The following is a 15,217-nucleotide window of genomic DNA, read 5'->3' as shown; positions in this document are numbered from 1 at the left end:
ACTTTCGCCAAACGCCCGTTTCCCGGGCATCCGCCGAGCACAATGGGCCGCAGCCGTCCGAAGGGGGAACGTCGTGGCGGATCGCGGCCTGGAGATCGACCGGATCTCCAAGCGCTACGGGGACGTCGTCGCATTGCGCGAGATGACGTTCGCGGTGGGCGCCGGGGAGATGTTCGGGTTCGTCGGCAGCAACGGGGCGGGCAAGACCACGACGATGCGCATCGCGCTCGGCGTACTCGCCGCCGACTCCGGAGAGGTCCGCTGGCACGGCTCACCCCTGGACCTGCGGATCCGCCGCCGCATCGGCTACATGCCCGAGGAACGCGGCCTCTACCCGAAGATGAAGGTCGCCGAGCAACTGGCCTACCTGGGCGAGCTGCACGGCCTGTCCCGCGCGGACGCCCGCGACGCGGCGCTGCGCTGGACCGACCGGCTGGGCCTGGCCGCCCGGCGCGACGAGGAGGTCCAGAAGCTCAGCCTCGGCAACCAGCAGCGCGTGCAGCTGGCCGCGGCGCTGGTGCACGATCCGGTCGTCCTGGTGCTCGACGAACCGTTCTCCGGGCTCGACCCGGTCGCGGTCGACGTGATGAGCGGCGTGCTGCGGGAGAAGTGCGAATCCGGCGTCCCCGTGGTGTTCTCCAGCCACCAGCTGGACCTGGTGCAGCGGCTCTGCGACCGCGTCGGCATCGTCCGCAGTGGACGGATGGTGGCCTGCGGGACGGTGGACGAGCTGCGCGACGCCGGACCGGCCGAACTCCTCGTCGACGTGCCCGACGCCGCGCCCGACTGGGCCGACGGCGTGCCCGGTGTCGACGTCGTGGCCGTCGCGGGGACGCGCACCACGCTGCGGCTGACCGACGGGGCCGACGACCAGGCGGTGCTCAAGGCCGCGATGGCGGCCGGCGCGGTCCGCGAGTTCACCCGGCGCCGCCCGTCGTTGACCGAGCTGTTCCGCAACGTCGTCACCGAGGAGCCCACCGCATGAACTCCGTCCTGCTCGTCGCGCGGCGCGAGGTGCTGACCCGGCTGCGCAGCCGGGCGTTCGTCGTGGGCACCGTGTCGATCATCGCCATCATGGCCGCCTACATCGGACTGATGACGTTCCTCGGCCGCCAGGGCGGGTCGACCGCGGTCGGCGTCCCCGCCGGGGACATGGCCGTCGCCCGGCAGCTCCAGGTGGCGTCGGCGCAGCTCGGCGAGCCGATCGAACTGCGCCAGGTCCCCGACGCCGCCGCCGGGGAGCGGCTGGTCCGCGACGGCGACCTGGACGCGCTGCTCACCGGGATCCCCGACGCGGTGCGGCTGGTGTTCAAGCAGGAGCCGGACGACAAGCTCCGCGGCGCGTTGGAAGGCGTGCTGCGGCAGCGGGCGCTCGACGACGAGATGACCAGGGCCGGGCTGGACCCGTCCGAGGTGCTGGCCCGGACGTCCGGTGCGCATGTGGCGGTGCGCAGCCTGGAGAGCACCGACCCGCTGCGCGGGGAACGGCTCGCCGTCGCGATCGTCTCCGGTGTGCTGCTCTACATGTTCCTGCTCATGGGCGGGAACATGGTCGCCCAGGGCGTGGTCGAGGAGAAGTCCAGCCGGGTCGTGGAACTGCTGCTGTCCACGATCCGCCCGACCCCGCTGCTGGCGGGCAAGGTCCTCGGCATCGGTGCGGTGACGCTGCTGCAGCTGGTGGTGATCACCGCGGTCGGCGCCACCGGCGCCGCGGCGTCCGGGAAGCTCTCGGTGCCCTCGGGGGCGTTGTCCGGGAGCCTGCTCGGGACGGTCGCCTGGTTCCTGCTCGGGTTCGCGCTGTACGCGACGTTGATGGCGGCGGGCGCCTCGCTGGTCTCCCGGCAGGAGGACCTGCAGAGCGTCGTGGGCCCGATGACGATGCTGCTGGTCGCGCCGTTCGTCATCGGCGTCTCGGTGCTGCCCGCCGCGCCGGACAGCGCGCTGGCCGAAGTCCTCTCCCTGGTTCCGCTGTTCTCGCCGGTGCTCATGCCGATGCGCATCGCGCTGGGCGTCGCCCCGCTCTGGGAGGTCGCCCTGTCCGTCGTCCTGACGCTCGCGGCGATCGGGCTGGTCCTGCGCACCGGCGCCCGCATCTACTCCAACGCGGTCCTGCGCACCGGCGCCCGCGTCCGGCTCCGGGACGCGCTGCGCGCGGGCTGACCCGCGCGCGAGTCGGCCCCGGGTCCGCCGCAGTGGGCGGGGTCCGGGGCCGTGGTGCGAGCCGGAACAGCGGGCGTTCCGACTGGATTCAGGTTTCGATTCAGCGCTGGTTGATCGGCGTGTACGCGCGCTCGGCGGCGCCGGTGTACACCTGGCGCGGACGGCTGATCTTGCGGGCCGGGTCCTCCAGCATCTCCCGCCAGTGCGCGATCCAGCCGGGCAGGCGGCCGAGCGCGAACAGCACGGTGAAGAACTTCGTCGGGAAACCCATGGCCTTGTAGATCAGGCCGGTGTAGAAGTCGACGTTCGGGTACAGCTTGCGCTCGACGAAGTAGTCGTCGGCGAGCGCCTTCTCCTCCAGCCGCAGCGCGATGTCCAGCAGCGGGTCGTTCACGTGCAGCTTGCCGAGCACCTCGTCGGCGGTCTTCTTGATGATCGCCGCGCGCGGGTCGTAGTTCTTGTAGACCCGGTGGCCGAAGCCCATCAGCTTCACCCCGGGCTCCTTGTTCTTGACCCGTTCGACGAACGAGTCCACGTCGCTGCCGTTGCGGTGGATGCCCTCCAGCATCTCCAGCACCGCGCTGTTCGCACCGCCGTGCAGCGGGCCGAACAGGGCGTTGATACCGGCCGAGATGCTGGCGAACAGGTTCGCCTCCGACGAGCCGACCATCCGGACCGTCGACGTGGAGCAGTTCTGCTCGTGGTCGGCGTGCAGGATGAACAGCAGGTCGAGGGCGCGGGCCATGACCGGGTCGAGCTCGTAGGGCTCGGCGGGGAATCCGAAGGTCATCCGGAGGAAGTTCTCCACCAGCCCGAGGGAGTTGTCCGGGTAGAGGAACGGCTGGCCGACCGACTTCTTGTAGGCGTAGGCCGCGATGGTGGGCAGCTTCGCCAGCAGGCGGACGGTGGACAGCTCCACCTGGTCCTTGTCGAACGGGTTCAGGCTGTCCTGGTAGAAGGTGGACAGCGCGGAGACCGCGGACGACAGCACCGGCATCGGGTGCGCGTCGCGCGGGAAACCGTCGAAGAACTGCTTGAGGTCTTCGTGCAGCAGGGTGTGCCGACGGATGCGCTCGCTGAAGTCGTCCAGCTGCTGCTTCGTGGGCAGCTCACCGTAGATCAGCAGGTAGCTGACCTCGATGAAGTTGGACTTCTCGGCGAGTTCCTCGATGGGGTAGCCGCGGTAGCGGAGGATGCCGGCGTCGCCGTCGATGTAGGTGATGTCGGAGGTGCAGGCCGCCGTGTTGACGAAGCCCGGATCCAACGTCACCAAACCGGTCTGAGCCAGCAGCTTGCCGAGGTCCACGCCAGCAGCGCCCTCGGTGGGCTGCTTCACCTGCATTTCGTGCTCGCCGGCGTCATAGCGCAGCGCGACGGTACGTTTGGCGGTCACGTCGTCGGGCATTCGGGAACCTCTCGCGCTCGTCGGGGTAGCACTGTCGCCGACGACTTGCCGAGCCGGTCGGCTGGGCTGCGTTGTCGCCCGCGCGCGGCCGGGGTGTCCGACCCACCGCAGCACCACCCCGTTGGGGTCCTGTCAGTAGTCACGCTAGACCGCGGTGGGGTGCTCGCGCAGCAACCGCGTTTCGGCTTTTTGGCAGGTGGGACCACGATCACATCACATCAGCGCGGTCCGCGCGCCCGGTTCTCGACGCTCCGAAACCGGACAGGACCGTCATCGTGACGACCGCACCCACCCGAACGGGCTAACCCCGGTTGGTCCCCCGGTAGGAGGAGCGGTTGAGCTCACAGGGTGCACTCCCGCACCCCGCCGGTGGTCAGGGCTCCAACTCGGCGGCCCACGGCGGTTCGGCGCCCGCCCGGGAGACCGTGACGGCGGCGGCCGAGGCGGCGAAGCGCAACGCCTCCTCCCACTCCTGCCGGGACAGGCGGCGCACCGCGTCCGCGGACAGCGCGCCGCGGCGGTGCAGCCAGGCCAGCAGCGCGGCCTGCACGGTGTCACCTGCCCCGATGGTGTCGACGACCTCGGCCCGCACACCGGGCACCTCGACGACGTCGTCGCCGGCCACCGCCGCCATCCCGGCGGCGCCGCGGGTGAGCACCACGGCGGCCGGGCCGCGCCGCTGCCAGTCCCGCGCCGCGCCGAGCACGTCGGTGCCGTCGGCCAGCCACGCGGCGTCCTCCTCGGACACCTTGAGCAGGCCGAGCGCGGGCAGCCAGGACTCGAAACGCCGCCGGTAGGCGTCCCGGTCGGCGATGAGATCCGTCCGGATGTTCGGGTCCAGCGCCACGAACCGGCCCAGGCCGGACTCCCGGAACAGCACCGCCTCGTAGACGCTCGCCGCGGGTTCCACGGCCATGCCCAGCGTGCCCAGGCACACCGCCGCGGTGTCCGGGGGGAACTCCTGGTCGGTAACGGCGAAGGCGGCGGTGCCCTCGGTGTGGAAGCTGTAGCGCGCCGAGCCGTCCTCGCCGAGCCCGACCACCGCCAGCGTGGTGGGCTCCGGGCCGCGCCGCACCAGGCTCACGTCCACATCGGACCGCTTGAGCCGTTCGAACTGCTTGTCGCCGAACTGGTCGGTGGACAGCCGGGCGTGGAAGCCGACGGGGATTCCCAGTCGCCCCAACGCGATCGCGACGTTGTACGGGCCGCCGCCGAGCCTCGGGTGCAGCGGGCCGAGTTCACCGTCCGCAGTGGACGAATCCGGAACGAGGTCGACGAGCGCCTCGCCGCCGATGACGATCACTTCTCCTCCGCTTCCCTCGGTGCCCGCTCGCCGGTCAGCCCGCCGAGCAGGAACTGCGACAACGCCGCGAACGCCTCGGCGTCCGACAACCCGGTGCGCTCGCCGATCTCCCCGCGCTGGATGCCGACGACGGTGCGCCCGACCATCTCCCCGACCAGCGCCGCGTGGACCTCGCGGAACACCCCGAGGCGCACGCCCTCGGCGATGTAGCCGCGGATGCGGTCGGCGGCGGCGTGCGCGTTGGCCTCGTAGGTCGAGCGGGTGGCGAAGTTGGCGCCCATGTCGTCGATGAACTCCCGCGAGGCCGGGCGCAGCTCCTCGGCCGCGGCCGCCAGGTAGACCCGGACCCGCTCGCGCACGTCGTCGACCTCGGCGACCTGCCGTTCGATCGCCTCGGTCGCGGACTTGAAGTAGTGCGCCACCACGCGCACCGCCAGCTGCTCCTTGCTGTCGGCCAGCGTGTACAGCGTGGACTTCGAGCAGTGCAGCCGCGCGGCCAGCTCGTCCAGCGTGAAGTGCGCGAAGCCCTCCGCGAGGAACAGGTCGCGGAGCCGGTCCAGCAGCTCGGCGCGCCGCGCGTTCACGGGTCTGCGGCGGGAGAGATCGGACGTGGTCACCGTTCGAGCCTGCCACAGCCGCGCGGGCTCCCCGTGCCCGTCCCGGTACTCTTGTCCGTCCTGTAGTACTGGGTGCAGTATTGCTGTGTTGACCGGCACACCACCAGGAGCGCGATCCGCCATGGCCGTCCCACGTCTGCTCCCCACCCGGGAAGCCACCGACCTGCTCGCCCTCACCAGGGAGATCGCCCGCGACGAACTCGCCGGGCGGGCCGCGGGCGACGAGGCCGCGGGCAAGTTCCCCCGCGACGTCTTCCAGCTGCTCGGCGAGGCCGGTTTCCTCGGCCTGCCCTACCCCGAGGAGTACGGCGGCGGAGCCCAGCCGTACGAGGTGTACCTGCAGGTGCTCGAAGAGCTCAGCAGCGCCTGGATGACCGTGGGCGTCGGTCTGTCGGTGCACACGATGTCCTGCTTCCCGCTCGCCCACCGCGGAACGCGCGAGCAGCGCGAGCGGTGGCTGCCCGGGATGCTCGGCGGCACGCTGCTCGGCGCGTACGCGCTGTCCGAGCCGCACGCCGGATCGGACGCGGCGGCGCTGAGCACCCGGGCCCGGCTCGACGGTGCCGAGTACTCGGTGACCGGCACGAAGGCGTGGATCACCCACGGCGGCGTCGCCGACTTCTACACCCTGATGGCCCGCACCGACGACGGCATCAGCTGCCTGCTGGTCGACGGGACCACTCCCGGGCTGTCCGCGGGGGTGCCCGAGCACAAGATGGGCCTCACCGGGTCACCCACCACCGAACTGCACCTCGACGACGCGCGGGTGCCCGCCGACCGGCTCATCGGCGCGGAGGGCGAGGGGCTGAAGATCGCGTTGCACGCGCTGGACTCGGGACGGCTGGGCATCGCCGCGTGCGCGGTCGGGCTGGCCCAGGCGGCGTTGGACCTGGCCGTGGACCACGCGCGGCAGCGCCACCAGTTCGGCCGCCCGATCATCGAGTTCCAGGGCGTGGAGTTCCTGCTCGCCGACATGGCCGCCGCGGTCCAGTCGGCCCGCGCCGCCTACCTCGACGGGGCGCGGCGCCGCGACGCGGGGCTCGACTTCGGCATGCAGGCGTCGGTGGCCAAGCTCGTCGCCACGGACGCGGCGATGAAGGTCACCACCGACGCGGTCCAGGTCCTCGGCGGCGCGGGCTACACCCGGGACTTCCCCGCCGAGCGCTACATGCGGGAGGCCAAGGTGCTGCAGATCTTCGAGGGCACCAACCAGATCCAGCGCCTGGTCATCGCCCGCCACCTGGCAAAGTGAGTGACTCGAACTCACGTTGCGTGGCGGTGCCGGGAGCGGGTTCCCAGGCACGCCCTCAGAACGGCCGCAGGCCCCAGCGCGCGATCCAGGTCTCGCCCGGTGCGAGGGTGATGAGGTCGGTGCCCGAGTTGAGCGCGTCCGGCGGGCAGGTCATCGGTTCGATCGCCACGGCGCGGCCGCGGCCGGGGAAGTCCTCGGCCGTGTAGACCTGCACCCACCCGAAGACCGGGTCGGCCCACAGCTCGACGCCGTGCCCGGTCGGGTCCGCGAGGGTGTGCCGGACCAGCTGGGCCGGGTCGTCGGGCGCCGGGGCGGCACCGCCGAACGCCGTGTCGAGCAGCAGGCCGGCCAGTCGGCGACCGGTCCGCAGCTCCACCTCGTCGCCCGCCAGCGACCGCGGTGGACGGCTCGGCAGCAGCCGGTCCGCGTCGACCGGCAGGATGCTCGACGCCGCGAGCCGCAGCGTGCAGTCGTCGGTCGCCGCACCGCCCGCCCGCGGGTACGGGTGGACGCCGAGACCGAACGGCGTCGCGCGGGCCCCCAGGTTCTCCACGGTGTGGGTCACGGTCAGGCCGGTGTCGTCGACCGCGTAGCCGACCGACGTCAGCAGCGGCACCGGCCAGCCGGGCTGGGCCGGGACCATGGCGTGCAGCACCACCGTCGAATCGGCGTGCTCCACGACCGTCCAGGCGGTGTGCCGCAGCAGGCCGTGGATGGCGTTGTGCCGCGCCGGTTCGGTCAGGGCGAGCTGCTGCGGCTCGCCCTCCAGGTTCCAGCGCCCGTCGGCGACCCGGTTCGGCCACGGCACCAGGACCGCGCCCGCGCCGCCGGGCGGCAGGCGGTCCGCCGGGTAGCTCTCCACGTGGGGAACGCCGTCGACCTCGAACACCCGCAGTGCCGCGCCGACCTCGGTGACGACGGCCCGTGCGGCGCCGGAGACGATCTCGAACTGCCGACCGGTGGCGGGAACAGGATCATGCACACCGCCAACTCTAGGGCGGGCGGGCCGCCCGTGCCCCGTCACTTGCCGAGCTTGCCCGCGTCGAAGTCGTGCCGACCGACCACCAGCTGGTTGCCGCCCCAGAACACCAGCCCGACGAGCAGCAGGACTCCGGCGATGGCGTACTCCACCAGCGGCCGCCCGGCCAGCGGACTGGCGAAGTACAGGCAGGTCACCGCGCCGAGCACGGGAATCCAGGTGGGCGCCCGGAAGTGCTCGTGCTCGACCTCCTCGCGGCGCAGCACCAGCACCGCGACGTTGACGCAGGCGAACACGACCAGCAGCAGCAACGACGTGGTCCCGCCGAGTTCGGCGATGTCCAGGGAGCTGACCAGGACGATCGCGATGGCGCTGGTGAACACGATGGACACCCACGGGGTCCGGGTCCGGCGGTGGACCCGGCCGAACTGCTCCGGGATGATCCGCTCCTCGGCCATGCCGTAGAGCAGGCGGCTGGCCATCATCATGTTGATCAACGCCGTGTTGCTCAGCGCGAACAGCGCCATGACCGAGAACAGCACCGGCGGGAACCACGGCGCCGCGGCCTGCACGACCAGCAGCAGCGGGGCGCTGGAGCGCGCCAGCACGTCCGGGGGCACCAGGGTCGAGCTGATCAGCGCGATGAGCAGGTAGATCGACGCGGTGATGACCATGCCCCACAGCACCGCGCGGGGGAACGTCCGCGTCGGGTCCTTGGTCTCCTCCGCCATGTTGACGGTGTCCTCGAAACCGACCATGGCGAAGAACGCCAGCGCGGTGGCCGAGGTCACCGCCAGCAGCGGCGCCGCGTCGGTGTTGAACTGCAGCAACCTGCCCGGGTCCGGGGACAGCTCCGGACTGGTGCTGCCGCCGAACACCGCGTAGGCGCCGACCGCGATCACGAACGCCAGTCCGATCAGGACGACCGCGGTGAGCACCACGTTCAACTTCGCCGACTCCGCGACCCCGCGGAAGTTGATCAGCGCGATCAGCACGAGGAAACCGATCGCGACCGCCGTGGACGGGGTGCCGGGGAAGATCGCCTCCAGGTAGTCGCCGCTGACCGCCCGCGCCCCGGAGGACGCCGAGGTGATCCCGGAGCACATCACCGCGAACGCGACCATGAACGTCAGGAAGTTGATCCCGAAGGCCCGGTGCACGTACAGCGGGGCACCGCCGGCCTTGGGGTACTTGCCGACGAGTTCGAGGTAGCTGAACGCGGTGAGGAACGCGACCGCGAAGGCGACCACGAACGGCAGCCACAGCGCACCGCCGACCTTGGCGGCGATCTTGCCGGTGAGCGCGTAGATCGTGGTCCCGATGATGTCGCCGACCACGAAGAACAGCAGCAGTTTCGGGCCCATGGCCTGCTTCAGGCCGGGCCCGTCCGCGCTGCGGGGCGGGTCGTCGTGCACAGACGTGTCGTTGGCCATAGCTGTGCAGTGTGCGGGTCGCGGATTCGTCCCGTCCGTCCACCACCGCGCGGATCGTCCGAATCGGCGACCGGCGCCGGTCACTCCTGCGGTGCCCGGTAGGTCCGGAAGGCCGGGAGGCAGACGGCGGCCGCGAGCGTGCACACGACCACCAGCACGCCCCCGGCGACCACCGCGGCCGACGTGCCCAGCGCCGCGCCGCCGGCTCCGTGGACGGCGTCCGCCAGGCGCGGGCCGCCCGAGACGACGACGGTGAACACGCCCTGGATGCGACCGCGCATCTCGTCGGTCGCCGCGGTCTGCAGGATGGAGCTGCGGTACACCATGCTCACCATGTCCGCCCCGCCGCCCAGCGCCAGGCACACCACCGCGGTCCACAGCGAGCCGGACAGGCCGAAACCGACCACCGCGACGCCCCAGGCGACGACGGCCACCACGACGCCGAGCCCGTGCCGCGAGACCCGGTGCAGCCAACCGGAGAACACGCCGAACGCGAACGCCCCGAGCGGGATCGCCGCGTACAGCCAGCCCAGCGCGGCGCCGCCGCCCGGCGGGTCGCCGAAGGTCCGCTCGGCCATCTCCGGGAACAGGGCGCGCGGCATGCCGAACACCATCGCGATGATGTCCATCAGGAACGACGCCAGCAGCACCGAATGCGTCGTCAGGTAGCGGAAGCCGTCGACGACCGCGCGCAGCCCGGCCCGCTGCGGGGCGCCGTCCCCGGGCGGCAGCGCGGGAAGCCGCACCACCGCCCACAGCGCCGCGCACAGCGCGAGCGCGTCGACCAGGTACAGCACCGGCAGTCCCAGCGCGGGCAGCAGCACCCCGGCCAGCAGCGGACCGGCGATGGACCCGAGCTGGAACACCGTGGAGTTCAACGCCTGCGCCGACGGCAGCAGGTTCGCCGGGATCAGCCGGGCGATCGCGGCGCTGCGCGTCGGCATGTTCATGGCGAAGAACGTCTGCTGCGCGGCGAACAGCACCAGCACCAGCCACACCGACCGGACGTCGACCGCCGCGACCAACCACAGCACCAGCGAGCTCGCGGCCAGGCCGCCGTTGGTCAGCAGGAGCAGCCGCCGCCGGTCCACGGTGTCGGCGACCGCCCCGCCCCACAGCCCGAACACCAGCAGCGGCACCAACCCGAAGACACCGGCCAGGCCGACGTAGGCCGACGAGCCGGTGATGTCGAACAGCTGCTTGGGCACCGCGACGGCGGAGAACTGCGCGCCGACGGCGGTGACGATGTTGGACGTCCACAGCCGCCGGTACGGCGGGTAGCGCAGCGGCCTGGTGTCGATGAAGACCTTGCCGAGGAGGGTTCTCACCGTTCCGGGCGCCGTGTCCGCCCCGCTGCTGCCGCTGTGCACAGCCGCAGGAGCCTAGTCGTGAGCCCGGCTAACAGCCTCTCCTTTTCCGCGCGGTGTGACCGACGTCCCGGCCGCCTCAGCGGCCGAACCACTTCCGCCGCGGCCCGCGCACCTCCAGCGAACCGAACCGGAGCGCTCCGGAGAACACGAAGTGCGGGCTGCCGTGCGCCGGCGCGTCCCGCCGGTGGTCCTCGACGTTGCCGAGCGTCACCTCGACGCCGTCGGTGTCCACCCCGGCGCCCTCGGGCAACCGGACCTCGACCGACCCGCCGGAGACGTCCAGCTCCACCTCGACGACCGGATGCGGGTTCTCGGCCTCGGAGAAGTCCAGTTCGTACGAGGTCATGCGCCCGCGCAGCAGCAACGCGCGCGGCACCTGCCACCGGCCCTTCCGCTTCACCGAGCCGAAGTTGGCGCGCAGCTCCACCGGCTCGGCCGAACCCGCCGCGACGGCACCGGTGTACGGCGGCGGCTGCACCGCCAGGTCGGAGATCACCGCGTCCAGTTCCCGGCGGGTCCGGGACGCCAGCGCCTGATCGGTTCGCTCGGTGAACTCGGTCGGCGTCAGCTGCCCCTTCGCCATCGCCTGCTGGAGCTGGTCGGCGACGTGCCGGCGCTCCGCGTCGGACACCCGCATGTCACCGGGGTCCCTCGGTCCCTCACCCACGTCGCCACGATAGCCAGCCGGGCAACGCGCGAACGCCCGACGGGAAAGTTCCCGCCGGGCGTTGGGACAGGCTTTCAGGGCGCCAGCCGTTCGACCACCCAGTTCTCGCGGTCGCGCCGGAAGCGGAGCCGGTCGTGCAGCCGGTCGGGGCGGCCCTGCCAGAACTCGACCGCCTCGGGCCGGATCCGCCAACCGCCCCAGTGCGGCGGCACCGGCACCTTCTCGGCGTCGGCGAAGCGGCGTTCCATGCCGAGCAGCGAGGCTTCCAGCGACTGCCGGTTGGAGACCACCCGGGACTGCGGGGAGGCCCACGCGCCGAGCTGCGAGCCGCGCGGCCGGACGCCCCAGTACTCGGCGGTCTCGGCGGCGGAGACCTTCTCGACCGTGCCGCGCACGTTGACCTGCCGTTGCAGCGGGAACCACGGGAACGTCGCGGCGGCGACCCGGGTCGCGGTCAGGTCGTGGCTCTTGGCCGAGGTGTAGTTGGTGAAGAACACCAGCCCGCGCTCGTCGAACCCCTTGCACAGCACGGTCCGCGAGGACGGCACGCCCTCGGCGTCGGCGGTGGCCAGCACCATCGCGTTCGGCTCCGGGATCCCCGCCTCGACGGCCTCGTCGAACCACAGCTGCAACTGCTCGTACCAGTGCGCCGCCAGCGACGACTCGTCCAGCGCTCCGGCCTCGTAGGACACCCGCATGGACGGCAACGCGACGTTGGCCTCCGACATCCGATTTCCTCCCTGATTCGCCCGGCGGCGGCACGACTCGTCGACTTCTCCGGCTGCTCGCCGGACGGTACGGGTTGGACGGGTGGCCCGACACCCGCGGGTGCTCGGTACCACTCCATCCGACGGTAAACGGCGACTGAACCGGGGATCGAATCGAGCACTGTTCACGATCGATTCCGCAAACGATGCAGTGAGGGGTCACACACCCGTTCGGCGGTCAGGGCAGGGCGGTTCGTCCGGAACGCTGGAAGTGCAGGTCCGCCACCCACATCGCCAGCACGAACGGGCACGTCGTCGGCACCAGGTGCACGGCCTCCAACCCGGCCTGCAGCAGCAGCACGGCGGGGACCGCGAGCAGGCACGACCGCCAGGTCCGCCCGGTCGTCAACATCCCGACCGCCACCAGCGCGGCGTTGAACCCGTACACCCCGGCGCTGATGTCGTCGTGCGGGAACAGCGGCACCAGCTCCACGACCACCAGCGCCGCCGCCGACGCGCCCAGCGCTGCGACCGCCAGGCGCCACCCGGCCACCAGCAGCCCGGCGAACATGAACAGCCCCGGCAGCGCGCCGGTGACCAGGAAGACCTCGGCCGCCGAACCGAACAGCCCGGAGTAGTCGCCGTGCGCCGAGGACGCGGTGGACGCCGCCTCCCAGCCCATCCGGTGTCCCAGGTAGGTCGTGAGCCAGTACGTGATCACGAAGGGCGCGGTGCGGGCAGGAACCGTCAGGAAGAAGTCCGCGACGCGCGCCAGCACCGTCGCCAACACCGCCCCCACGATTCCGACCAGCAACGCCAGGCCCAGCGATCGGAAGGAGGTGACCGCCCCGAGCACGACCAGCGTCCCGTTGAAACCGAACAGGCCCTGGGATATCCGATCGGGAGGGACCCGCAGCGCCAGCGCGGTCAGCAACCCGGCGGTGCTGCCGAGCAGGGCCGCGAGCGCGTTCTGCGGTCCGGACAACAACAGGGCCACCAGGAACAGCACCCCGGCCGGGACGCTTTCCTGCAGATATACCTGCGAAATGCCGGTGGGCACGGCGCGCAGCAGCCGCAGCGCGCCGTGCCGTCGCACCGGTTCCGCCGTTGCGGCGTCGTTCACCAGTGTTGGACCTCTAGTTCCTTGACATCCGGGTGGTGCGCGAGGGCGTCCGCGAGCCGCCGTTCGGCGGTCACCGCGTCGTCGGCCACCGCGGTGGCCAGCGCTCCGCCCGCGGCCAGCGGGACCAGCGACCACCACTGCCCGCTGGACGGTTCGGTCGGATCTCCGTTCCACACCACCGTTTCGGTGGCGAGCACGCGCGCACCGGCGAGGTACCCGGTGCTGGCGGTCATGCGCGGGTCGCCGATGTCCAGCCGCTGCCGCAGCAGCGGCGTCCCGGCGCGCAGCACGTGCGTCGTGGTGACCAGCGGGCCGGGCTGCTCGCCGTACCGGCCGAGCACCAGCGTCTCCCGGCAGCGGACCCGCGCGTCGGCGTCCAGCGCGACGGTCAGCTCGGCCCGGTGGTCGGCGCGCGAGCTGATCACGGTCGGCTCGGGCAGGTACTCGACCGTCCCGCCGGACGCGACCTCGATGTGCACAGTGGACACGCTGTGCCCGGGGTGCTGGCCGGGCAGGGCGACGGTCGCCGCCGTGCCGCGCAATCGCAGCCGCGCCCCGGGCCCGACGCGGACCCGCAGGTCCACCCGGTCACCGCCCATCGGCGAGGTCGCCGAGCCGACCAGGTGCACCACCGCGGCGCCGTGCGGATCGGACACCGAGGTGCGGCGCGGCACCAGCGACATCGGCGGCTGCGACCGCAGGTCGCGCACCACGCTGCGCCCGCTGGGGCCGCGTTCCACGCTCAGCAGCGCGGTCGCCCTCATCCGGCAACACCCCGCTCAGGCACTCGCGCCGACCTTCAGCTGCTGGCGCACCCACGCGGCGACGTCGGGCGCGTTCGGGGTGCGGGTGAGCGACTGGGTGATCACCGGCAGCTCGCCGCGCATCCGGTGCGCGTCGGAGACCATGACCTCCATGTCGGCCCCGACCTGCTCGGCCAGGTCCACCTTGTTGATCACCAGCAGGTCGGCGGTGGTGACGCCGGGGCCGCCCTTGCGCGGCACCTTGTCGCCCCCGGCCACGTCGACCACGAAGATCTGGCTGTCCGCCAGGCCGTGGCTGAACACCGCGGTGAGGTTGTCGCCGCCGCTCTCCACGATGACCAGTTCCAGCCCGGGGTGGCGCTCCGCGAGCCGCTCCACGGCGTCGAGGTTGGCGGTGATGTCGTCGCGGATCGCGGTGTGCGGGCAGGCGCCCGTCTGCACCGCCTCGATCCGGTCGGTGTCGAGGACTCCGTTGCGGCGCAGGAAGTCCGCGTCCTCGGTGGTGTAGATGTCGTTGGTGACCACGGCCAGGTTGATCTCCTGGCCCAGCGCCCGGCACAGCGCGGCGGTCGTCGCGGTTTTGCCGCTGCCGACCGGACCGCCGATGCCGAGCCGGAACGGACGGCCCTGGTTCGGGCTCGCCACGTGCGGGTCCGGACCGGCCGCGGTGGGGTCGAAGTTGACGGGGTGCCGGTGTCCGTGACCGTGCCCGTGTTCCTCAGGACGCAAAGAGACGCACCTCTTCCCGGTGATGGCGATCGTGCGCCTCGGCGAGCAGGTCGAGCGCCGGTGCGCCCGGCGCGGGCAGCTCGGCCGGTGCCGCTCCGGCGGTGGCGGCCGCTTCGTCGGCGATCCGGTCCAGGTCGTCGGCCAGTTCGGTCACCACGGCGTTGACCGCGAACGGGTCCATCCCGAGCAGTCGAACGCCGGCGGAGGACGGTCCGCTGACGGCCAGGTAGCCGGCCGCCAGCGCCGCCTCCCGAGGCCCGGAGCCGGCCACCGCGGCCAGCACGCCGAGCACGATCGGGTGGTGTGGCCGCGGGGTTGCGGCCAGCAGTTCTTCGAGCACCGGCGAGGGCCAGGCGGCCCTGCCGGCGCGGACGGTGCCCCGGCCCTGGGCGCGGGACGCCTCCCGCTGGGCCGGGGACGGTGTGCGGGCGTCGAGTTCGACGTCCAGCTCCCGCCAGTGTCCACCGGGGACACCGCGGGCGGCGGCGTGCGCCGCGGCGGCGGCGAACACCGCCTGCAGGGCGCCGGCTGCGCGCAGGCGCCCGTGCAGGAACTCGCGCAGGTCGGCCACGTCCCGGATCAGCCCCCGCGACGCCGCTTCTTCCACGCCACCGGAGTGCACGTGCCCCCCGCCGGGGAAACGGGCGTCGGCGAGCGCCAGCACTGCGAGACCGGCTCGCACGGGACTCACTCTCCTTCCTGCGGGTG

The 15,217-nt window shown here is 72.2% G+C and carries 15 protein-coding genes; 3 read left to right on the top strand and 12 right to left on the bottom strand.

Annotated elements, in window-relative coordinates:
* Positions 1 to 73: 73 nt before the first annotated feature.
* Positions 74 to 985 carry an ABC transporter ATP-binding protein gene (locus NV263_RS02785; protein ID WP_263250826.1) on the top strand — a complete coding sequence of 304 codons (912 nt, stop codon included), beginning with the start codon at positions 74 to 76 and terminating at the stop codon, positions 983 to 985.
* On the top strand, positions 982 to 2,160 hold the full coding sequence (locus NV263_RS02780) for an ABC transporter permease (protein WP_263250824.1): 1,179 nt from the start codon (positions 982 to 984) through the stop codon (positions 2,158 to 2,160). Before NV263_RS02785 ends, NV263_RS02780 begins: the two co-directional genes overlap by 4 nt.
* Positions 2,161 to 2,260: 100 nt before the next feature.
* Here the strand turns inward: NV263_RS02780 and NV263_RS02775 are convergent, their stop codons facing one another.
* From NV263_RS02775 to NV263_RS02765, 3 genes are all read right to left on the bottom strand, one after another.
* The gene (locus NV263_RS02775) at positions 2,261 to 3,565 is read right to left on the bottom strand and encodes a citrate synthase (protein ID WP_263250822.1); all 1,305 of its coding nucleotides are present in this window, start codon (positions 3,563 to 3,565) and stop codon (positions 2,261 to 2,263) included.
* Between the two features lie 373 nt (positions 3,566 to 3,938).
* Positions 3,939 to 4,868, bottom strand: a complete 930-nt coding sequence (locus NV263_RS02770; RefSeq protein ID WP_263250820.1) for a carbohydrate kinase family protein — start codon at positions 4,866 to 4,868, stop codon at positions 3,939 to 3,941.
* A complete protein-coding gene (locus NV263_RS02765; RefSeq protein WP_263250818.1) occupies positions 4,865 to 5,485 on the bottom strand; it encodes a TetR/AcrR family transcriptional regulator in 621 nt (206 codons plus the stop codon). The genes NV263_RS02770 and NV263_RS02765 overlap by 4 nt, the downstream gene beginning before the upstream one ends.
* 121 nt (positions 5,486 to 5,606) lie before the next feature.
* Here NV263_RS02765 and NV263_RS02760 point away from each other — a divergent pair, with 121 nt between their 5' ends.
* Positions 5,607 to 6,737, top strand: a complete 1,131-nt coding sequence (locus tag NV263_RS02760; RefSeq protein ID WP_263250816.1) for an acyl-CoA dehydrogenase family protein — start codon at positions 5,607 to 5,609, stop codon at positions 6,735 to 6,737.
* A gap of 55 nt (positions 6,738 to 6,792) precedes the next feature.
* Here NV263_RS02760 and NV263_RS02755 read toward each other — a convergent pair whose 3' ends face one another.
* The 9 genes from NV263_RS02755 to NV263_RS02715 form a co-directional block, all read right to left on the bottom strand.
* On the bottom strand, positions 6,793 to 7,719 hold the full coding sequence (locus NV263_RS02755) for an aldose 1-epimerase family protein (protein WP_263250814.1): 927 nt from the start codon (positions 7,717 to 7,719) through the stop codon (positions 6,793 to 6,795).
* A gap of 38 nt (positions 7,720 to 7,757) precedes the next feature.
* Positions 7,758 to 9,149, bottom strand: a complete 1,392-nt coding sequence (locus tag NV263_RS02750) for an APC family permease (protein WP_263250813.1) — start codon at positions 9,147 to 9,149, stop codon at positions 7,758 to 7,760.
* 80 nt (positions 9,150 to 9,229) lie between these two features.
* Entirely contained in the window at positions 9,230 to 10,477 is a 1,248-nt protein-coding gene (locus NV263_RS02745; RefSeq protein WP_263250812.1) for an MFS transporter, read from the bottom strand.
* Between the two features lie 118 nt (positions 10,478 to 10,595).
* Positions 10,596 to 11,186, bottom strand: coding sequence for a DUF1707 SHOCT-like domain-containing protein (locus NV263_RS02740; protein WP_263250811.1), 591 nt, complete (start codon positions 11,184 to 11,186; stop codon positions 10,596 to 10,598).
* Positions 11,187 to 11,260: 74 nt separating this feature from the next.
* Positions 11,261 to 11,914, bottom strand: a complete 654-nt coding sequence (pdxH, locus tag NV263_RS02735) for a pyridoxamine 5'-phosphate oxidase (protein WP_263250810.1) — start codon at positions 11,912 to 11,914, stop codon at positions 11,261 to 11,263.
* 217 nt (positions 11,915 to 12,131) lie between these two features.
* On the bottom strand, positions 12,132 to 13,016 hold the full coding sequence (locus tag NV263_RS02730) for an urea transporter (RefSeq protein ID WP_263250809.1): 885 nt from the start codon (positions 13,014 to 13,016) through the stop codon (positions 12,132 to 12,134).
* The gene (locus NV263_RS02725) at positions 13,013 to 13,780 is read right to left on the bottom strand and encodes an urease accessory protein UreD (RefSeq protein ID WP_263250808.1); all 768 of its coding nucleotides are present in this window, start codon (positions 13,778 to 13,780) and stop codon (positions 13,013 to 13,015) included. Before NV263_RS02725 ends, NV263_RS02730 begins: the two co-directional genes overlap by 4 nt.
* Before the next feature lie 15 nt (positions 13,781 to 13,795).
* Positions 13,796 to 14,509, bottom strand: a complete 714-nt coding sequence (gene ureG / locus NV263_RS02720; protein WP_263250807.1) for an urease accessory protein UreG — start codon at positions 14,507 to 14,509, stop codon at positions 13,796 to 13,798.
* The gene (locus NV263_RS02715) at positions 14,499 to 15,200 is read right to left on the bottom strand and encodes an urease accessory protein UreF (protein ID WP_263250806.1); all 702 of its coding nucleotides are present in this window, start codon (positions 15,198 to 15,200) and stop codon (positions 14,499 to 14,501) included. Before NV263_RS02715 ends, ureG begins: the two co-directional genes overlap by 11 nt.
* Positions 15,201 to 15,217 lie beyond the last annotated feature (17 nt).

The organism is Saccharopolyspora rosea (assembly GCF_025643595.1).
GTDB classification, from domain to species: domain Bacteria; phylum Actinomycetota; class Actinomycetes; order Mycobacteriales; family Pseudonocardiaceae; genus Saccharopolyspora; species Saccharopolyspora rosea.
Note: the sequence above shows the minus strand (reverse complement) of the source record. Positions and strands in the feature narration are given on the sequence as shown.